Genomic DNA, 20,818 nt, shown 5'->3' with positions numbered 1-20,818 from the left:
GATTTTTAATCATTAGTGGTTCTTATGCAGTAAATCCCTATCTACTGTATTAAAACTCTCACTTTGGATTTTATCAAAAAAAGGAACTGCGCTACGTCAGTTCCTTTTTTTAGTATTTATCTATTTAGCCGCTTTACGTTTTTCTAGTTTCTCTTTAAGTTTGCGGTCTTGCTCTTCTTTACGGCGTTTGCGTTCTTCATTACGTTTTCTTAAACGCTCTTCTTCCTCAGGATCACGTGGTTTCTTCAATTGTTTAATGACCTTCTCCATTAACTCTTCTTCAGTTAAAGCAGCAAGTGGGCGATTATTAACGAATGCAAAGGTCTTACGTCTTCCCGGACCACAGTATGACTGACAGCCAATCTCAATTTCCGCTTCAGGATCTAATTTTTCTAATTTCTTTTTCAACGTTTTAATATTAACTGCCTGACATTCATCGCAAATCAGAAATTTATTCTGCATCTTGCTACCCACCTTTCTATTATTAAATCAGCTCATATCAAAATCATTTCTCTATATAACTCTAATTATTTTACTCTTTTTGCTATAAATTTCAAGTTGATTTAATCGATAATATACACCATATAAAAAAACAACCTTTAATAAAGGCTGTTTTTATTACTGTCCATGATAAATCCTAAATTTTAATGGTTTAATCCCTTGCGCTATCCATTCATCATAAATTAACTGTTTATCAATAATAGTGTTAATAATTATTATACCACAATCACCGCCACCAGCGCCAGATGTTTTAGATGCGCCACCGTGTTTCTCACCAATGTCACATAATTTCTTAAGTTTATCTGTTTCTATATCAACTGTTGCTTCAACATCCATTGATTGAATAACACGACGATTTTGTCGTATCATCTTTTGAACGCCTTTAATATTATTAGTCTTAAACGCTTGAATTAAACTTTCTACACAATCATGTGATCGATCTAAAAATTCACCGTAGAAACTTGGGTCAGATTTTAGACGTTTTACTTCACTAACCAAATGTGGTGATGATGCAGGAGAACCTGTCCATCCAATTAAAACTTCCATATTTTCTGGTGCCTGTAATGGTTCAATATGAAGTCCTGGCCAGTTTTTTTCTAATACGTCATTTACAGATGTTTCTTCCATCTGTTGCTTAACCCAATCATGATCGAATGTACTATAAGCAAGCCAACCGCTGTATACACTCACTGCTATATCTCCACAAGAACTCAAACTTTGTAATTTCATATTAGCTATAACTGCTAATTTATAGATATACAAATTCGAAAGTTGCATGTCATAAAACTCATTCAATACTTTAACAACTGAAACTAAAACAGCAGCACTTGATCCTAAGCCATACTTCTGGCCAGAATCATCAGCTAAATTACTATCAATCGTTAAGTGGAAATGTTTAAGTTTGATATTGCAACTGCGTGCATATTGTTCAAATACCTCGATAGCAGTAACTACATACTTCAATTGCTTAGCAGCTTGCACATCAGATATTTCAATTTTATCTTCATTACGATCAAATTTTACAGGTTCGTAATGTAATGTTTTGGAATGAATACTTCCCTCAACTTCATTAGAGGCTTCTATTGTTGCTGTAACAAATCTGTCTACTGCAATAAGGACAGATTTATAGCCTGGTTCTGTTACAGCATATTCACCTGCGACATAAAGTTTTCCGGGTGCTTTGACCTGTATCATTCTATCTCTTCCTTACTTAATAATTTCAACGCCAGTACTAATAATATCACTTACAATAATTTGCGATTCATCAAATTCTTTTAAAAATTGTTCAACGACAGCTTGTTTATTTTTCTTTTCAACTAACACTTTAACATTTGGTCCTGCGTCCATGGTGAAATAACTAGGCAAGCCAGCTTCACGACACTGATGGACGACAGCCATCGCATCGTAACTTTCTTGAACCAAATATGTAAATGGCGGTTGTGCACCTAAATTTGTAGCATGCATTCTTAAACCATTTGCTTCTATAACTTCACCTAAATGTTTGAAATCTTTATTTTTTATTGCTTCTTTTGTCTCAGCTAAATCTTGATCAACATGGTCAAGCCAATATTGATAGAAACGAGATGTTTCTCTTGTTAAAGACATCCCTGAACGACTTGAGACTTTTTTCGATTGGTTATTGATTACTACAAAAATCATAGAAAGATCTTTTTCCCAATCATTAGCATCAATAGCATGAGCATAAGAAGTCGCATCATCCTGACCTTTTTCCCATTCAGCAAAGCCTCCGTAGATACTTCTTGAAGCTGAACCAGAACCTCGACGTGCTAATCTAGATAAATCCTTGCTTGATAAACCTAATTGAAGTGCTTCATTACAAGCAGCTGCTAATGCAGCGTATGCACTAGCCGATGAAGCTAATCCAGCCGCTGTAGGAACAAAATTATTGCTTTCAATTTTAGCATGTAAATCTGTGGCAGCAACATCTCTCACGATATCCATATATTTTTGGATTTTAGTTGTTTCTTTAGCATCAACTTCTTCCCCGTTTAGAATAAGTTGGTCTTCAGTTAGTGACGCGTCAAACGTTACTTGTGTTTCAGTATAAAAACGTTCTAGCGTGACAGATAAACTATTATTCATCGGAATAATATATGATTCATCAGCTTTACCCCAGTATTTGATTAACGCAATATTTGTGTGCGCACGTGCTTTGCCACTTTTCACCAATGGTTTACCCTCCTAAATGTTCAATCCACGTATGTGCTGCGCCTGCTTTTTCAACAGCTGCTACGATCTTTTTGGCAGTTTGTAAATCTTGCGCAAGAAGAAGCATGCTACCGCCACGTCCTCCTCCAGTAAGCTTACCAGCGATAGCACCATGTTCTTCACCTATTTTTAATAGTCTTTCTATTTTATCATGGCTAACGGTTAAGTGTCTTAAGTCTTTTTGGCATTGATTAAATATATCTGCAAGATGATTAAAGTCATGTTTTTCAATAGATTCACTTGCTTCATGAACAAGAGATCCAATATGTTCAATATGGCTCAAGTATCCAGGGTCTTCACACAATCTATGAACATCTTCTACTGCCTGTTTAGTCGATCCTTTGACTCCAGTGTCTATAACTATCATATAACCATCAAGTTGAAGTGATTTAAGGTTTTCAACGTGCCCTTGTTTGAACCATACAGGTTTATTAGAAACTATAGTTTGTGTATCAATCCCACTTGGTTTACCATGTGCAATACGTTCTGCCCAATTTGCTTCCTTGATTAATGTGTCATCATCTAAAGGTTCTCCCATGAAGTCATAACTAGCTCTAACAAATGCAACAGCTACGGCTGCACTTGAACCTAGTCCTCTTGAAGGAGGTAAGTTCGTTTGGATTTTTACAGAAAGTGGTTCTTTTACACCACTTCTTTCTATAAAACGATTAATGATAGACTTTAGATGTTCAGGCGCATCATATAACATGCCATCATATACATCACTTGTAATAGAAGAATAGTTACCTTCCTCCATACTTTCAATTAATATTTTTATTTTACTAGCATTAAATGGGATGGCGATTGCTGGCTGACCAAATGTTACTGCGTGTTCACCTATTAGAATAATCTTTCCGGTAGACTCCCCGTATCCTTGTCTCGTCATGTTTTCTCACCTTTTTATATACCTTATATATACTTTAATTCATTGACACTATCTGATAATTAATTTGAAAAATAATTTTTATTACGTATAAATACGTCTATATTTAGACATCATTGAAATTACTATTTTAGCGAATTTTACAATTGTGTTGCCACTGTTTAACGATGCAATATTTTAATATCAGTATTTTTTAACTACAAAAGAGTATAATAACTCTTTTCTTGATAACTAACAATACTTTAATAGTATAAAACTCTTAAATAGAGTTATCAAAATTATGAATTATATTTACCTTTAACTTCGATTATGTAAACATTTAATAAATTTTAACTAAAGTTTTCTAAAATTTTCCACCTTACATATGATACTACAAAAAGACCTGGGAATATATATCTATAACTAATGATATAAGAATTTATTCTTTATTTGATAATACAAGTAGAGAAGGTCTACAAATCGAGTTTTTTGTAGACCTTCTCCTATTCACTTACTCATCTATTTAAAATATTCTTACGCACGCTTTACAAATCTAATTTTTGATGCATTTTTGCATTTCGTTCGATCATTTTTTCAAAATAACCTTCATATCGTTGCCATTCATCTTCAGTAACTGGATCCATATTTAATTGAGCACCTAAATCTTTCAGTGCATATAAAAGTAAAAACATTACATCTTGAACTTTAATGTCTTTATTGAGTAACGTCTCTAATGAAGCCATAGATTCGGGATCAATATTAGGGAAACGAAACTTGGTTGTTTCTCCTTTGAGTGCGTGTTGATAAAAGTCTCTCATCATAGCAGCACGCTTAGAACCCGATCCTTCTACACAAAGATAGATTTGAACCGCTATACCTCCACGTACACGTCTTTGAGAAATACCAGCAAATTTCTTGCCATCAATACTTAAATCGAATTTACCAGGACAATAAGATTGTTCAATTTCATGTGTGTGAATATCTACATCTTCGTCTTCAAACATCTTACATATCAATAGATACATTACTGTAAAAGCTTCATCTATAGTTGTTTCAGTTTGTCCTTTAAATATTAAAGAAATATTAAGCACACCTTGGTCCAATACTACGCCAAGTCCACCTGAATTTCTCACAATGGCATTATAGCCTACTTCATTTGTTAAATAACGTATGCCATCACTTAAAAATGGAAGTCTTGAATCGTGTATACCAAGGATAACTGTATGTTGGTGAATCCAAGTTCTTACTACATTACATGATAAGTCTTTCCCAACACTTTCAGAGAATGTATCGTCAAATGCAAAGGATTGCATGGGTTCCAGACCCGTTGAATGATCCACATAACGCCACGGTATTTGGTTAAAATATTTACTTGATAAATCCATTATTGTAGTGATTGAGCTGCAGTAATAATAGATAAGTTATAAACATCTTCAGTTGAGCATCCACGTGATAAGTCATTAACAGGCGAATTTAGACCTTGAAGAACAGGACCAACTGCATCATAACCACCTAAACGTTGTGCAATTTTATAGCCAATGTTACCTGCTTCAAGACTTGGGAAGATAAACACATTAGCGTCTCCTTGAATTTTAGCGCCAGGCGCTTTTTTCTCAGCTACACTAGGGACAATCGCAGCATCAAATTGGAATTCCCCATCAATCACAACATTTTCAATATTATCAGATTGAACTTTTTCTTGAGCTAATTTTAATGCTTCTTGAACTTTAGTCACGTCGTCTGATTTAGCAGAGCCCTTTGTAGAGAAGCTTAACATTGCTACTTTTGGTTCCATACCAAAGCTTAGTGCAGACTTAGCACTTTCTACAGCAATTTCAGCTAATCCTTGAGCATCTAATTCAGGGTTGATGGCACAGTCGCCGAAGATATATTGCTCGTCATCTTTAATCATAAAGAATATACCAGAAGTCTTAGATACACCTGGTTTAGTTTTAATAATTTGTAATGCTGGACGTACTGTATCGCCAGTTGAATGTGCAGCACCGCTTACTAAACCTGCGGCTTTACCAGTGTAAACAAGCATTGTACCGAAATAATTAACATTATCTAACATTTCTTCAGCTTGTTCTTTAGTCGCTTTACCTTTTCTACGCTCTACAAATTCATCTACTAATTCAGGTTTTAAATCACTTGATGAAGGATCAATAATTTCAATATTAGTTAAATTGAGAGATTTTTCTTCTGCTAAAGATTTAATTTTTTCTTCATTACCTAACACGATGGGTGAAACATAATCACTCTCTTGTAATTGCGTTGCTGCCGTTAAAACTCTTTCGTCTTCCCCTTCAGGTAATACAATTTTTACATTTTTTCCAGATAATTTTTCTTGTAATACATTTAATAAATCAGCCATAATGTCCTCCTCAATTCACATTCATAATAACGTTTACATTTCAAATTATACGTCATTTTGTAGTAGAATTCCATTTCACTCAATTGTAAACATTTACTTAGGAGTTCCTAGTTTGTTTATGATAAAATTTAACGTGAATTGATTAAGAATTTGAAGATAAGGAGCGATAACTATGAGTGAAGCAGCCGAAACTTTAGATGGTTGGTATAGTTTACATTTGTTTTATGCAATGGATTGGACTACATTTCGTTTAGTTCCAGAAGACGAGCGTGAGGCAATGATTTCTGAATTAAAATCATTTGTTGAAGATAAATCTAAAGCAAGAGAGTCACACACAGGTGATCAAGCAATTTATAATATTACAGGCCAAAAAGCAGACCTACTATTATGGTTCTTACGTCCTGAAATGAAAGACTTAAATAAAATTGAAAATGATTTTAATAAATTACGTATTGCGGACTACTTAATTCCTACTTATTCTTACGTTTCAGTGATTGAATTAAGTAATTACTTAGCCGGCAAATCTGACGAAGACCCGTATGAAAATCCACATGTAAAAGCTAGATTGTATCCTGAACTTCCTCATTCTGAATACATCTGCTTCTATCCTATGGATAAACGTCGTAATGAAACTTATAACTGGTATATGTTACCTATAGAAGAACGTAAGAATTTAATGTATAACCACGGCATGATTGGACGTAAATATGCCGGTAAAATCAAACAATTTATCACTGGTTCTGTTGGTTTTGACGATTTTGAATGGGGTGTGACATTATTCTCAGACGATGTATTACAATTTAAGAAAATTGTATACGAAATGCGTTTTGACGAAACTACAGCGCGTTATGGCGATTTTGGTAGTTTCTATGTAGGTCATATCTTAAATACAGACGATTTCAATGAATTCTTTAATATTTAATTTTTGACTGCAGAAAGCTATGAAGATATTTCTTCATAGCTTTTTTATATACTTAAAAATAGAAAAAGCACACTTCGGAGAACTCGAAGTGTGCCTTCCTAGTAGTATCCTTGGGAGAACTTTAATCACTACTACGTATTAAGTTAACTTCAGAGAATATACAGTCGCTACCCAATATATTCTTTGTAATCGTTAACTAATATTATTTTAACCATTTTGAAACATTTGAAACACGATAAAATTAAAAATATACACTTTTACCGAATAATTTCATGATAGGTTTAAAATTGAACTTATTTAAATAATTTAATTATATTTTAGTTTAACTTTTCACATTTGCGAATAGGGTTAAAGTTTATGTATGTGGTCTTTTTTAATCACATCTACTATAATAATATTAAATTCAAAATATTTTAAAAATTGGTGATGTAATGACTATTGAATCAAATGAAACAGCTCATGAAAGTCTAATTAAAGATGTAGTCATGTTAGCTGCCCGAATATTATTAGAATCTGGCGCTGAGGGTACTAGAGTCGAAGACACAATGACTCGCATCGCTAGAAAGTTAGGTTATTCAGAAAGTAATAGCTTTGTAACGAATACTGTTATTCAATTTACGTTACATAATGAATCATATCAGCGTTTATATAGAATTAAATCACGTGATACAAATCTTATAAAAATTTCTCAAGCTAATGAAATCTCAAGACAAATTACTAATGGCACAATTGACCTAGAAGAAGCTAAGAAAAAATTAGAACATATTTATATAGCTAAGAGGGACAGTAGTCTTCCCTTCAAAGGTATAGCTGCAGCAATTATCGCAATGAGTTTTCTTTATTTACAAGGAGGACGTCTCATTGATGTGATTACAGCGATTTTAGCTGGGAGTTTTGGTTATCTAGTAGTTGAAATACTTGATCGTAAATTACATGCACAATTTATACCAGAATTTTTAGGTTCATTAGTGATTGGTATTATTGCAGTCATTGGACATTCGCTTGTACCAAGTGTCGATTTAGCAACAATCATCATCGCAGCAGTCATGCCGATTGTACCAGGAGTATTAATTACTAATGCGATTCAAGATTTATTTGGTGGGCATATGTTGATGTTTACTACTAAATCTTTAGAGGCGTTAGTGACTTCATTCGGTATTGGTGCAGGCGTTAGCTCAATTTTAATTTTAGTTTAGGAGGCATGTAGAAAATGTTTTGGATATTGAATTTTGTATTTAGTTTTCTCGCCTCACTCTTCTTCTGTGTCATATTTGATGCGCCTAGGAAATTGTATCTATCATGTGGATTTGTTGGAGCATGTGGTTGGATGGTCTATATTCTATTCTTTGATGGTCTACAGGTTCACACTATCTATTCAAGTTTCTTTGGAAGTTTAGCATTAGGTTTATTAAGCCACTACATGGCACGCCATATGAAAGAACCAGTCATTATCTTTATGGTTACAGGTATTATTCCTTTAGTTCCAGGTGGACTTGCTTACGATGCTACTAAAAATTTAGTATTACTTCATTTCAGCAGAGCAATTAATACGATGCTTGAAGTAACATTGATTGCAGGAGCAATTGCTTTAGGCTTATTGTTTGCTGACCAAATCTCTAAAATAGTTATCTCAGGCTTTGATCGTACACGAAAAAAATTATAATTCCATATATATAGAATAAGCTCAAAGATGATTTTATTAATGTAAATCATCTTTGAGCTTTCTTTATTTCAAAACTATATTAAAGAAACATTTTTTGTATTAATTAAATTATTTCTTAGGTTCATCAACCATGTCTTCGACTTCATTTTCAGAACGGTTAAGAATTAAACGACTTAATTCGTCATTATCCATCTTCTTAAGCTTAGGATAGCGGATAAAGAAGAAGATAAGACCTATCACTAGCCAAATTGCTAAAGCAATGTAAGAAGGTCCTGGCAATGATGCAGGCGATCCTGGAATTAAGAGTAATCCTAAGAAGATAAATGATACGATTGAACCAATAATCGCAAACGTCTTATAAATAGGCGCGTATGTGTTGCTTTGTTTATCATAACTAAATAGTTTTGCTGCTGATAAACAAGTAATGAAGTATGCAATAGAGACACCTGTTGACGACATGTTAACAATCCAATTTAATGCATTACGTCCTAACCAAGGCGCTACTAATGCTACACCCACTAAGAAGATAATAGCAACATATGGTGTTTTATATTTACTATGCAATTTACTAAATACTGTAGGCATAATACCAGAACGTCCCATAGAGAATAAAAGACGACTTGAACTCATCAAGAAACCGTTGAGTCCTGTAAAGATACCCATTGCGATAGCAATAGCTAATACACCAAGACCAATGTAACCAAATGCTCCTTGCGTAACTGCACCTGTTAACCATAAGTTACCGTTGAGACTTTTAGAATGTGTGCCTAACCATCCAGTATAAAGTAACATGACAACATATGTTAGTGCTGCTGCTAGTAAGCTATAAACAATTAATTTAAATGTTTTATTTGGTGCGAAATTAAATTCTTCTGCGGTTTGCGGAATGTTATCGAAACCTACATAAGCCCATGGTGCGATAGCCACAATCATGATAATAGATCTAAACCAACCTTTATCTGAATTAGCTAAAGGTTGTAAATTACTTAAGTCAAAGTTACTACCAAAGAATGAACCAAAGAACATAAGTAAGACAACGACAACCATTGCAATACAGAAATAATATTGAAGTGATCCAGATACACTCGCACCTCTAATTGAGATAATCATAAAGACTAATAATAGTACTGTTGCAATGATAATCTCCGTTATGTAGACATCCCAACCTGCAACTGTATATAACTTTCCATTATTTAAAACATTGGGTAATAGAAACTTAACTAATAAACTAAACGCTGTAGCATTTAGTGCTACGACGCAGACATAGCCAAATGTTAAAAACCAAGATGAAAAGAAACTTACATATCTACCGAAACTTAAGAAACTAAAAGCAAATGCTCCCCCTGAAACCGGGAATTTCTCAACTAACGCCCCATAACTAACGGCGATTAAAATCATTAATAACGCACCAATGACGATGCCTATAGAGGATGCAATAGGTCCTGATTGTTTAATCCAATCCCCTGGTAAAATAAAAGCACCCCAACCGATACATGAGCCGTAAGCAATTGCCCATACGAACTTTTCAGAAAGGTTTTGCTTAAGGTCACCTCTATCTACTTTATTATTTTTATTTTCCATAAATAAAACTCACCTCGAAGGTATTCTATACCCGATTCGGTGAGTTTTTAAATATCAAGTATACTATTTTCTTTAGAATTTTAAGCTTAAAAATGTTTGTTAGTTATGAGTATTTAGCCTGCATATTTAAATGTAGCGATAATTAACATTAACCAACCTGCTATAAATAACACGCCGCCAATTGGTGTAATAGCACCTAAAATTCGAATTTGTGTAAGTGCTAAGATATATAAAGAACCGCTGAAGAAGACGATCCCGAAGAAAAGTAACCAACCTGCCCAATTAACATTAATAGCAGTAGTACCGCTAATTACTCCAATAATTAATAGTCCGAGACCATGATACATTTGATACATTGTCGCTTTTTCCCAAACAGACATGTATTTTTCAGATAATTTGTTTTCTAAACCATGTGCACCAAAAGCACCTGTACCGACAGCCATCATCGTATTGAGTGCACCTAGAATTATAAATAATTTCATCATTTCAATTGTGCTCCTTTATGTTTAAAAGTCGAAAATAGACTCGCCATTTCCTATATTGTCATCTGTAGTCATTAAATTTGAATGAGACGTATGTTCATTTTTCATTGATTGAGGTACTTTACCTCCCATTGCTTCAATTTCAGCAGCTGACACTTGATTTTTATTATGATTTGATTGATTCGATTCTTTGCGTTGCGAAGATAAAGCTTGAGCATTGGATACGTCATGCCTATCTTGAACCGAAGTTTGATTATCACTAGAAGTGTATAGAGAAGTTAATGTATGTATAGCATACATATGCTTTTCAAATTCAGCCTCAGTATGAGCTTCATCCGCTTGCACTAATTCTTGTTCAATCAAATGAATCATTTTATTATTGCGCATCATATATCACCTTAACCTTCGCACCAATTAATAGGGTCTTTTCCTTTAGCTTTTAGATATTCATTCGTTCTTGAATAAGGCTTAGAACCAAAGAAACCTCTAAAAGCAGATAATGGACTAGGATGAGGAGATTTTATAACTAAATGTTTAGATGTATCAATGAGTTTCTCTTTTTGTTGAGCAGGTTTGCCCCATAATATAAAAACAACATTTTCACGATGTTTAGAAACCGCTTCAATCACTTCATCAGTAAATGTTTCCCATCCGATATCTCTATGTGAATGTGCTTCTCCTTGTCTCACTGTCAGCACAGTATTTAATAAAAGCACACCTTCTCTAGCCCAATCTTGTAAATGTGGTGATACCCTATGACAACCAATATCATCTTCTAGTTCTTGGTACATATTTCGCAATGAAGGTGGAAATTTAGCATTAGGTTGCACTGAAAATGCTAAACCATGTGCTTGGTTAGGTCCATGGTATGGATCTTGCCCCAGTATAACTACCTTTATATTGTCAAACGGTGTTAAATCAAATGCTTGGTAAATATTCTTTCTATCTGGGTACACAATTTTAGTTGTATATTCTTTTTCTAGAAAATCGTGCATCTCCTGAAAGTCATGTTTTGACGTTATATCATGAAAAACTTCTGACCATTTCATCGCATTCACCTCTCGACATATTTTAACATATTCAATGATAAGAAGTTATGAAGATTAAATTGCCGCTCTATAAATGTAAACCTATAATATTTCAAAGTTTACAATATAAATATTTTTGGCTATAGTACTACTAAATCAATTTATATCAGAAGTTTGGAGCGTAGACATATGTGTACTGGTTTTTCATTTTTCACAAAATCAAAACATCATTATTTAGCTAGAACAATGGATTTCGCATTCGAATTTAACGGCATACCTACTGTGGTACCTCGCCACTATCGGTATCAATTTGACTTAGAATCAGAATTACGACTTCAATACGGTTTCGTAGGCACTAATTTAAAAGTCGGAAGATATCGCTTTGGTGATGGCATCAATGAACATGGAGTGGCAATTTCAAACCATTATTTCACTGGTGAAGCTTCATATAGCAACCATAGACGGTATGGCTATTTCAATTTAGCACCTGAAGAATTTATAGTGTGGGTGCTTGGCTTCGTTAAAAGTATAGAAGAACTCAAACAAAAAGTGAAAAACATCAACATTATGAATGAAAAAAATACTACATTAAATATAGTTCCACCCCTGCATTTTATAATCACTGATACGTCAGGACATACAGTTGCAGTGGAACCCCATAACGGACTACTTATCGTTAAAGACAACCACGTTAAGGTATTAACCAACGCACCTAAACTTGAGTGGCATATTCAAAATTTAAGAAATTATGCTTTCCTTCAACCTGAGAAATCAACAAATCAGCTTGTTGGCAAAGTATTAGTGCGTTCCATGGGATGTGAAGCTGGCACTAATGGTCTACCAGGTGGCTATACATCTACAGAACGATTCGTGCGTGCCACTTATTTAAGACATCATTTATCATCTTCTCATAATGAAGATATCAACCTTATGAATTGTTTTAAAATCCTAGACTCTGTCAGTATACCGCAAGGAGCTGTGCTAGATGCTGGAGAAACACATTACACACAATATCAATTAGTTATGGAGAGTAAAGATAAAGCTTATTACATTAAGCCATACTTTAGTAATCAACTTTTCAAAGTTCAATTAAATGAAGAATTACTATCAAAGGACGATATGACATTTCTTCCTATTAACAATGAATTACATATTTCTCAATTAAATGCGTAATATATTCATACGGTCCTTCATTTTCGAAAAGCTATAAACATTTAGCTTACCCGATAAACGTGGTATGATTAAGGATATATTAGAACTTAACGGGAGTGAATAAAATTATGGCTTTAAAGAAAGTATTAACAATTGCAGGGTCTGATACGAGTGCGGGAGCTGGTATGCAAGCAGACCTTAAAACATTCCAAGAATTAGATACGTATGGAATGGTGGCTTTGACATCTATCGTTACGATGGATAAAGAAACGTGGTCTCATGATGTAACACCTCTAGATATGAATGTCTTTGAAAAGCAACTTGAAACTGCAATTTCTATTGGCCCTGACGCAATCAAGACGGGTATGTTAGGTACTCAAGAAATCATTAAACGTGCAGGCGAAGTTTATGAAGAATCAGGTGCAGATTACTTCGTCGTAGACCCAGTCATGGTTTGTAAAGGTGAAGACGAAGTACTTAACCCAGGAAATACTGACGCAATGATTAAATATTTACTACCTAAAGCAACAGTAGTAACGCCAAACTTATTTGAAGCTGGCCAACTTTCAGGTTTAGGAAAATTAACTTCAATCGAAGATATGAAAAAAGCTGCTAAAATCATTTATGATGCAGGTACACCTCACGTGATTATCAAAGGTGGTAAAGCGCTAGATCAAGATAAATCTTATGATTTATACTACGATGGCGATAAATTCTATCAGTTAACAACAGATATGTTCCAACAAAGTTATAACCACGGTGCAGGTTGTACGTTCGCAGCTGCGACAACTGCTTACCTAGCTAACGGTAAATCTCCAAGAGAAGCAGTCATCGCTGCTAAAGCTTTCGTAGCATCTGCAATCAAAAACGGTTGGAAAATGAATGAATTTGTAGGACCTGTTGATCATGGTGCATATCATCGCATCGAACACATCGAAGTCGAAGTAACAGAAGTTTAAAGAAATACTGCATTGATTTCTAAAATAAGAATTCATTCTATATAGCTTTCTAAGATGGCTAAAATAGACAAAAGCTTGATATAAACACAGTTCAAATTCAGTCATCTAATTCAAAAATGTTAGAAGCATTTGAGAAATGAAATGATGTTTAGCTTCTTTTAATTTAAAGCTTTTAATCACTTTTTATTGATTAATAAGGTGATTGAAAGCTTTTTATTTTTCTATATTGGAAATTTTTATGTGTATATTCCACCTTTATCACACGTTTTAGAATCTTCACTCTAAAAATATTAAAACGAATATGTTTAAAACAACCTTTACTGTAGTAAACAATGGTAAATGAAACCTTTTAAAAAGGAGGAACTTATAACATGAATATTGAAGATCAAAACGTGGGGATGACTGAACCTATCACAATCATTGGCGGAGGCATCGGAGGTTTGACACTTGCCAGAGTATTGTATGTCAATGGTATACCATCTAAGGTTTATGAAATTGATACATCTCCAAATGCACGTACGCAAGGTGGTCAACTTGATATACATGAACATAATGGGCAAGTTGCACTTAAAAAAGCTCATCTGATGGATGAATTTCACTCTATTATTCATGAAGGCGCAGACGCAGCACGTATATTTAATTCTAATGGGGAATTACTTCACGATGCGCCTGCTGACGAAAATAATGGTAGACCTGAAGTTTTACGTGGAGATTTAAGACAAATTTTAATTGATTCATTACCTAACGAAACAATAGAGTGGAATAAAAAAGTGGATCGTGTAGAAGAATTGGAAAAAGGACAATACCAAGTGTTCTTTAGAGATGATACATCTTTAACTACTAGCAAATTAGTAGGTGCAGACGGCGCATGGTCTAAAGTACGTAAAGTTTTAACTGATATTACACCTCATTATACTGGTTACACATTTATAGAAACATACCTTCATGACGTTGATAACCAATATCCTGAAACTGCAAAAGTTGTAGGACAAGGCCAAATGTTTGCATTATCTCCAGGAAAAGGTATCGTAGCACATCGTGAATATGGGGGTATTATTCATACTTATGTACAGATGCAATGCTCTTCAGAGTGGATTGACAACATTGATTTCTCAAATAAAAAGGAAGCTACACAAACTATAGCTAATGAATTTAAAGGTTGGCCTAATGAAATTACTGCATTGATTATGGAAGCTGAATCCTCAATTACTCCAAGAAAAATTAATGCATTGCCTGATGAACATCGTTGGCAAAGACGACAAGGCGTTACTTTAATCGGAGATGCGGCTCATTTAATGGCTCCTTCAGGTGAAGGCGCAAACTTAGCTATGTTAGATGCCGCGGAATTAGCAGAAAGCATTGCAAAAATGAATGGAGATTTAAATAGCGTTATTAAAGATTATGAAGAAACCATGTTCCCTAGAAGCGAAGAAGAAGCTAGAGAATCACATGAATTATTGGATATATGTCTAGGTGAGGACAGTCCACATCGTCTAGTTGAACTCTTTAAAGGTAATATTTAATAAATATGTAAATGAAACTGGCTTACTTTAAGTGTAAGCCAGTTTTTTAGATCATCATTGAAATTAAAATATTTTGTTGAATGAGGTTTCAAATACTTCTCTAAATTTCTAGGCATAAAGTCTGAGATATCTCTCCGATGTTCGTAGTATTCAAAGTTGATACCATAGCCCCATGTATTTTTAAAGAAACTCATTTACTATATAGAGTGTAGAGAGACAAAGGAGGAATCGAACAACATGATTATCTACAGGCAAAATATAGAGAACGGAGTACCTATTTACGAAATCATAACTAAAACTTTCAAGACTATTACAGTAAAATGTGATGAAACTTTCAGTGAATTCGAAATCTATAAATTGCTCTCTCTACTAGAAAATGACGTAGACACAATGAAAATGAGTTACTAAACCGTGTCGATGTTATTTTCACATCCAAACAAGACATTGCACAAAATCCAATTGAGAATTTGAGAATTAGAATTTATGTTCTAATTATTCCCTAACATAATGTGTTTTTTAAAGTTTTCTGTCCCCTAAACTATAAACTTTAAAAGCCATTCAATCATCCCTAAAAATACTCACCTTAAAATGTATAAAACGCTAATGTTAGCCAAAATTGTCCCCTTTTGTAGCTCGGAGAGAACCTTTGAGCGTTGCTAACATTAGCGTTTATTTTTTCTAATTAAAAGAACGTCTAGTGAATAAAAAAATAGCAGTAAAAAGATTTCTAATTGAGATCATTTTACTGCTATTACTTTAATGAAAGTTATGTTCTAAGTTTTTATATTTAGAAGTTTTCTTTTTCTTTTCTCTCTTTAACCCACCATAAAGCTTTTTTAGGGTTTTCTTCATAGTATTTTCTATCTTCTTCATTATCAACATTTGGATAAGAACCTTTAAGTGACTTACTTGCTGTACTTGCATGAAATAAAGTAATAACTAAGAATCCAATTAAACTAATTGCAGTTAAATAATATGCTGGAGCTAAAGCATTTCCAGTTGATTCTACTAACCATGATGCAATTAAAGGCGTAGTACCACCAAATAAAGAAACAGATATGTTAAATGTTACTGATAATGTACGATATCTGATATGTGTATAGAACATTGTTGGTAAAGATCCTGGCATTGTTGCTTCATATGTTGAAAGGAAGAATCCTAATATGAAGACACCGATAATTATTAATGGTAATGATTTAGTACTTAGTAAACTGTATGCGACAATACTTAATAAAGTAAGTCCTCCTGTACCAATCAAGAATACCTTTTTCTCACCAATTTTATCGGCCATTTTACCAAACATTAGTGCTAATGGAATCATAACTGCCATTACACATGTAATAAGTACACTTGTAGTCGTGGCATCCAGTTTAACAATTTGACCAAGATACGTTGGTAGATAAGCTGTTACAGAATAGTTCGTTACATTAAAGAATACTACCGCTACGAAGCAAACGAGAATATCTTTATAATAATATCGAATAATAGTGAAGAACCCTATGTTATCTCTTTGAGGAGTGGAAGCTACATCATTTTCATAAACAGGAGACTCTTCCAGTCTACGACGTAAATAAAGACCAAATAATCCAAGGAATAAACCTAGAATAAATGGAATTCTCCAACCCCATGCTTGCATCTGATCATGAGTTAAGAAGAAACTTAATAATGCAATCATAATTGAAGCCGCAATATAACCTGAAAGTGTACCAATTTCAAGGCCACTACCTAAACTATTACGACGTTTATCCGGTGATGATTCAGCAACGTAAGTCATTGCACCTGCGTATTCCCCACCTGTAGAAAAGCCTTGTAGCACCCTAGCAAGTAATAACAGTATTGGCGCCCATATTCCTATTGTATTGTAATTGGGTAGTAACCCAATAGTAAGTGTAGATAATGCCATTAAAATAATTGTTGTAGTTAATACAACTTTACGTCCATATTTGTCACCGATGATACCAAATACGATACCGCCAATAGGTCTTAATAAGAACGCGATTGCTAATGCTGCAAATGTAAAAATTTGTTGGATTTGAGGATTATGTACTGGAGAGAAGAAATTCGCTCCTATGTATGCAGTTGTATAAGCATAAACCCCAAAGTCAAACCATTCCATGGCGTTACCAATACCGGTAGCTACAACGGTTTTTTTCGCTTCTTGACCGTCTACCACGTTAATATGATTTTTGTTGAACTTCATTACAACAACACTCCCTTGTGATATGTTACATAATTATACGTAGTTAAACTTTAATGTCAAATTAATTCAGTTTACATAATTTTCAATTTTTTAAGTTTATTCATTTTACAGATATTTAAATTTAACATTTGAAATTGCTTCCATTAATTATTGGCAACGAAAATAAAAAAACTAAAAAATAATTTTTCATCTAATTTTTTAATACCATTAGTTTTACCCCGTATAAATCATCCGAAACTTTTATAATTGTTTCGTCTTCAACAAAAAATCGTATATCGTCATGTATATCAATAGGTTTAAGGTATTTTATTTTATAATTCTCCCATTGTATATTGAGTTCTTCGAAGGCGATTTCACATACTAATTGACCTGGTACAATGTCATTGTGTATTGGATTCATATCATTCACTAATACTAAGTATTCTTTAATAATCTCGATTGAAATCTTCATTTTAACGCTTTACCTCAATAAAAACTTGTTCTATATATATACATTTATGGTTATTTTTATTTATTTTCAAACTATAGGTGTGCTTGATAAAATCTTTTATATTTTTAACTGAAATTTTGCTTAAAGTCGCGTCATATACTTCATCCGTTACTAATTTATTAAATTCTTTAACATATGTCTCCTTTAAAATTAAAGGTTTCTTTACAAATTTTTTATAACTTTTAAATTCCGACCAAAGCTTTGCACACATTAAAGTAGGGACTTGATAATTGAAATCTTTATTTAATAAATAGCAATACTTACGCACGTCTTCTTCTTTAAAAATGACTCTTTGATGTTCTTCACCATCTCTCAAATAATACTGCATTACCGAGCCCTCCACCGATTCCCATTGTTGCAATGGATTTATTTTGCACATTCATATGAAATAATCGTGTAACTAGAGCAGCGCCACTTGCTCCATATGGGTGACCAGAAGCGATTGCGCCGCCCCATCGATTTAGCTTATCATCAGAAATACTAAGTTCCTTCTGACAAGCTAAAACCTGTGAACTAAATGCTTCATTTAATTCTATAGTATCAATATCTTCTATTTTAACTTTAGCTCTTTTTAACAGCTTTCTAACTGCTGGCACAGGACCTATACCTAAATAATTAGGATCAACCCCAACTGTACAACTTTCAATAAATTTTAATCCTTTAGCAAAACCTAAGTTTTTAGCGAGTTTCTCTTCCATTACAAGGATTAATACGGCACCATCATTTTTCATACAACTGTTACCAACTGTAATTGAACCTTGATTTAATAATGGTTTAAATCTACTTAATTTCTCAGTAGTTAAACGAGACTTAACACTTTCATCTCTATCAAACGATACTCCTTTAACTTTAATAGGCAATATTTCTCGGGAAATATTCCCATTATCATAGTGATATTGAGTCAATTGATGGCTTCTATAAGCGAACTTATCTTGCATTACTCGCGAAATACCGTATTTTCGCGCCACATTTTCAGCAGCTTCTATCATTGAAGGATCTTGACCTTTTGGAGCAAATGGCGCTCTTTCGAAGAATTGAGGAAATTCTGTTTCATACACTGATTGAGGTCGTTTTAATTTCCAAGGTGCTCTACTTATACTCTCAACACCACCTGCAAGGTATACATTTCCAGCGCCGCTTTGTATCATTCTACAAGCTTGTATAATAGTTTCTAGTCCTGAGCCACACTGTCGATCAATAGTAACGCCTGGAACGGAGTTTTTAAGGCCTGCTTCTAGCAAAGATTTCCTTGCGATGTTACCACCATTGCCAACTGTGTTGCCGATAATAACGTCTTCCAAGTATTCCATCGCTCCAGGATATTCTGCTTGAAAGTAATTGAATAAAGGTTCTAGTAGTTGTTCTGGTTCCAAATGCTTTAAATATCCACCATACTTGCCAAATGCAATTCGTTTAGCTGCTACAATGACTGGTTGCTTCATATTTAAATCTCTCCATTCAAATATTTAGTTTTCATTTTTCCTCTAGCAATTTTTCCAGATTCAGTGTAATGCATACCGTTAATTTTCCTAATTTTAGACGGAACCTCATATCTTGATAGATGATTCTTTAAACACGTTTTTACTTCTGAATATTTTAATTCTTTTATTCCTGTATACAAAAGAACTGCTATTTCTCCAAACTTATGATGTGGCTCACCTATTATTATTGCTTCACTGACACCTTCAATATTCATCACGCGCTGTTCTATCTCACTAGGATATACGTTAACGCCACCTATAATTAGACGGTCACTTTTCCTTCCTACTAGATATAAATTTCTATTTCTAATTAGTGCATAATCTCCTGTCTCAATCCACTCATTTGAAATTTGTTCTTCACCAACATATCCACTAAAAGTCATTTCACTTCGAACTTTTAGTAGTCCAATATGTTTTGAATCTTTCTCAAATAGTTTGGCTTCCACGTTTGGAAACAATTTGCCTACTGATTGTCTTGGTGCTGTTTGATTGAAATTATAGCTAATAAAACTTGCCTCAGAGGTGCCAAAAAATTCTATTAAATTCGAATCTGGATAAAGTTGAGCGATAGCCCTAAATTGTTCTTTTGAAAGCTTTGCTCCACTGCTGAAAATACTTTTAATTTCCGCAGTATATAAACCTTTTAAAATGAACTGATAAAGCATCGTGGGTACTACAAACAATGAAGCAGGCTGATGTATAGACTGTATAGTCTTCACGAGTACTTCTGCATTAAACTCTTTTTGACCTACAAATGTGCGTCCTGTAAACAAAGCATATATACATGCGTATAAGGAGAGTGAGTGTGATAAAGGGCCAGGAGCAACAATCACTTTTGAATCATGCTTTATTAATTTCTCATTCTCTTTATAAGAAATTAACCATGAATGTTCATTTCTATAATAAGCCTTGGGCAAGCCAGATGTTCCCGAAGTAAATCCAATATGCAGTAATGTACCATTAATAGAATGAGAAATCCTATTATACCCTGTTTTAATTAAGTGCTGGTCACTCTTTAACCATTGAATTTTATATTTTTCAATCAGCTGGTTTATTGTAACTTTATTCCATTTACTACTAAAAAAGCACGGAATACCTCCAACTCTATGAATAGCGAAATAATGAATCAGATTTTTTATCGGATGATTACTTAATAAACCAACTTTTTCTCCCTCGTTAATCATAGAATATTGAGAACTTGCTTTATCTATCTCATGAATCAATTCATCGTAAGTTATTCGTTGATGATCAAATACCAAAGCCAATCGCTTAGGTTGATGCTCACCAAAATCATAAATATTTTTAATTACCTCTAACATGCCATCACCATATGTAAACTTTATTTATAAATATGTTAACATTAATCTTAAA

Annotated in this window: 23 protein-coding genes; 7 read left to right on the top strand and 16 right to left on the bottom strand. The window is 33.7% G+C overall.

The window, feature by feature from the left end:
• Nucleotides 1-120 precede the first annotated feature (120 nt).
• The 6 genes from HMPREF2642_RS05950 to pta form a co-directional block, all read right to left on the bottom strand.
• Nucleotides 121-462, bottom strand: a complete 342-nt coding sequence (locus HMPREF2642_RS05950; RefSeq protein ID WP_002433135.1) for a YuzB family protein — start codon at nt 460-462, stop codon at nt 121-123.
• Between the two features lie 156 nt (nt 463-618).
• Nucleotides 619-1,695, bottom strand: coding sequence for a phosphomevalonate kinase (locus HMPREF2642_RS05945; RefSeq protein WP_070597726.1), 1,077 nt, complete (start codon nt 1,693-1,695; stop codon nt 619-621).
• A 12-nt stretch (nt 1,696-1,707) separates the two neighbouring features.
• Nucleotides 1,708-2,691: a diphosphomevalonate decarboxylase gene (gene mvaD, locus HMPREF2642_RS05940; protein WP_030059933.1), complete on the bottom strand. Its 984-nt coding sequence runs from the start codon at nt 2,689-2,691 to the stop codon at nt 1,708-1,710.
• A gap of 4 nt (nt 2,692-2,695) precedes the next feature.
• Nucleotides 2,696-3,616 carry a mevalonate kinase gene (mvk, locus tag HMPREF2642_RS05935; RefSeq protein ID WP_030059932.1) on the bottom strand — a complete coding sequence of 307 codons (921 nt, stop codon included), beginning with the start codon at nt 3,614-3,616 and terminating at the stop codon, nt 2,696-2,698.
• Nucleotides 3,617-4,137: 521 nt separating this feature from the next.
• Complete coding sequence (locus tag HMPREF2642_RS05930; RefSeq protein WP_023350745.1) at nt 4,138-4,977, bottom strand: lipoate--protein ligase family protein; 840 nt, start codon at nt 4,975-4,977, stop codon at nt 4,138-4,140.
• A complete protein-coding gene (pta, locus tag HMPREF2642_RS05925; protein WP_002452520.1) occupies nt 4,977-5,966 on the bottom strand; it encodes a phosphate acetyltransferase in 990 nt (329 codons plus the stop codon). The genes HMPREF2642_RS05930 and pta overlap by 1 nt, the downstream gene beginning before the upstream one ends.
• Before the next feature lie 172 nt (nt 5,967-6,138).
• Here pta and hemQ point away from each other — a divergent pair, with 172 nt between their 5' ends.
• From hemQ to HMPREF2642_RS05910, 3 genes are all read left to right on the top strand, one after another.
• Entirely contained in the window at nt 6,139-6,888 is a 750-nt protein-coding gene (gene hemQ / locus HMPREF2642_RS05920) for a hydrogen peroxide-dependent heme synthase (RefSeq protein WP_023350746.1), read from the top strand.
• A 431-nt stretch (nt 6,889-7,319) separates the two neighbouring features.
• On the top strand, nt 7,320-8,084 hold the full coding sequence (locus tag HMPREF2642_RS05915; RefSeq protein WP_030059931.1) for a threonine/serine exporter family protein: 765 nt from the start codon (nt 7,320-7,322) through the stop codon (nt 8,082-8,084).
• Nucleotides 8,085-8,098: 14 nt separating this feature from the next.
• Entirely contained in the window at nt 8,099-8,551 is a 453-nt protein-coding gene (locus tag HMPREF2642_RS05910) for a threonine/serine exporter family protein (protein WP_002433140.1), read from the top strand.
• A gap of 108 nt (nt 8,552-8,659) precedes the next feature.
• Here HMPREF2642_RS05910 and HMPREF2642_RS05905 read toward each other — a convergent pair whose 3' ends face one another.
• The 4 genes from HMPREF2642_RS05905 to HMPREF2642_RS05890 form a co-directional block, all read right to left on the bottom strand.
• Nucleotides 8,660-10,132: an APC family permease gene (locus tag HMPREF2642_RS05905; RefSeq protein WP_002452516.1), complete on the bottom strand. Its 1,473-nt coding sequence runs from the start codon at nt 10,130-10,132 to the stop codon at nt 8,660-8,662.
• 113 nt (nt 10,133-10,245) lie between these two features.
• Entirely contained in the window at nt 10,246-10,614 is a 369-nt protein-coding gene (locus HMPREF2642_RS05900; protein ID WP_162488584.1) for a DUF423 domain-containing protein, read from the bottom strand.
• Nucleotides 10,615-10,638: 24 nt separating this feature from the next.
• On the bottom strand, nt 10,639-11,001 hold the full coding sequence (locus HMPREF2642_RS05895) for a DUF5327 family protein (RefSeq protein WP_030059928.1): 363 nt from the start codon (nt 10,999-11,001) through the stop codon (nt 10,639-10,641).
• An 11-nt stretch (nt 11,002-11,012) separates the two neighbouring features.
• A complete protein-coding gene (locus HMPREF2642_RS05890) occupies nt 11,013-11,663 on the bottom strand; it encodes a uracil-DNA glycosylase (RefSeq protein ID WP_002433321.1) in 651 nt (216 codons plus the stop codon).
• Between the two features lie 168 nt (nt 11,664-11,831).
• On the opposite strand from HMPREF2642_RS05890, the gene HMPREF2642_RS05885 reads away from it, so the two are divergent.
• From HMPREF2642_RS05885 to HMPREF2642_RS05875, 3 genes are all read left to right on the top strand, one after another.
• Complete coding sequence (locus HMPREF2642_RS05885) at nt 11,832-12,815, top strand: choloylglycine hydrolase family protein (protein WP_030059926.1); 984 nt, start codon at nt 11,832-11,834, stop codon at nt 12,813-12,815.
• Nucleotides 12,816-12,922: 107 nt separating this feature from the next.
• Nucleotides 12,923-13,753 (top strand): bifunctional hydroxymethylpyrimidine kinase/phosphomethylpyrimidine kinase, encoded by an 831-nt coding sequence (thiD, locus tag HMPREF2642_RS05880; RefSeq protein ID WP_030059924.1) that lies wholly within the window; start codon nt 12,923-12,925, stop codon nt 13,751-13,753.
• Between the two features lie 371 nt (nt 13,754-14,124).
• The gene (locus HMPREF2642_RS05875; protein WP_070597725.1) at nt 14,125-15,276 is read left to right on the top strand and encodes an FAD-dependent oxidoreductase; all 1,152 of its coding nucleotides are present in this window, start codon (nt 14,125-14,127) and stop codon (nt 15,274-15,276) included.
• Here HMPREF2642_RS05875 and HMPREF2642_RS11770 read toward each other — a convergent pair.
• A complete protein-coding gene (locus tag HMPREF2642_RS11770) occupies nt 15,273-15,470 on the bottom strand; it encodes a hypothetical protein (RefSeq protein ID WP_107362899.1) in 198 nt (65 codons plus the stop codon). The genes HMPREF2642_RS05875 and HMPREF2642_RS11770 overlap by 4 nt on opposite strands.
• A gap of 43 nt (nt 15,471-15,513) precedes the next feature.
• On the opposite strand from HMPREF2642_RS11770, the gene vraX reads away from it, so the two are divergent.
• Nucleotides 15,514-15,684: a C1q-binding complement inhibitor VraX gene (gene vraX / locus HMPREF2642_RS11730; protein ID WP_016898722.1), complete on the top strand. Its 171-nt coding sequence runs from the start codon at nt 15,514-15,516 to the stop codon at nt 15,682-15,684.
• A 379-nt stretch (nt 15,685-16,063) separates the two neighbouring features.
• On the opposite strand, the gene HMPREF2642_RS05870 is transcribed toward vraX, so the two are convergent.
• The 5 genes from HMPREF2642_RS05870 to HMPREF2642_RS05850 form a co-directional block, all read right to left on the bottom strand.
• A complete protein-coding gene (locus HMPREF2642_RS05870; protein WP_030059921.1) occupies nt 16,064-17,476 on the bottom strand; it encodes an MFS transporter in 1,413 nt (470 codons plus the stop codon).
• A 190-nt stretch (nt 17,477-17,666) separates the two neighbouring features.
• The gene (locus HMPREF2642_RS05865; protein ID WP_002432996.1) at nt 17,667-17,927 is read right to left on the bottom strand and encodes a hypothetical protein; all 261 of its coding nucleotides are present in this window, start codon (nt 17,925-17,927) and stop codon (nt 17,667-17,669) included.
• 1 nt (nt 17,928) lies between these two features.
• Nucleotides 17,929-18,294: a hypothetical protein gene (locus HMPREF2642_RS05860; RefSeq protein WP_002452507.1), complete on the bottom strand. Its 366-nt coding sequence runs from the start codon at nt 18,292-18,294 to the stop codon at nt 17,929-17,931.
• Complete coding sequence (locus HMPREF2642_RS05855) at nt 18,269-19,408, bottom strand: thiolase family protein (protein ID WP_030059919.1); 1,140 nt, start codon at nt 19,406-19,408, stop codon at nt 18,269-18,271. The genes HMPREF2642_RS05860 and HMPREF2642_RS05855 overlap by 26 nt, the downstream gene beginning before the upstream one ends.
• A 2-nt stretch (nt 19,409-19,410) precedes the next feature.
• Entirely contained in the window at nt 19,411-20,766 is a 1,356-nt protein-coding gene (locus tag HMPREF2642_RS05850) for an AMP-binding protein (protein WP_030059918.1), read from the bottom strand.
• Between the last annotated feature and the right edge of the window lie 52 nt (nt 20,767-20,818).

It is taken from the genome of Staphylococcus sp. HMSC055A09, from assembly GCF_001809655.1.
Taxonomy (GTDB): domain Bacteria; phylum Bacillota; class Bacilli; order Staphylococcales; family Staphylococcaceae; genus Staphylococcus; species Staphylococcus capitis.
The sequence above is the reverse complement of the archived record's forward strand: the minus strand, read 5'-3'. Positions and strand labels throughout refer to the sequence as shown.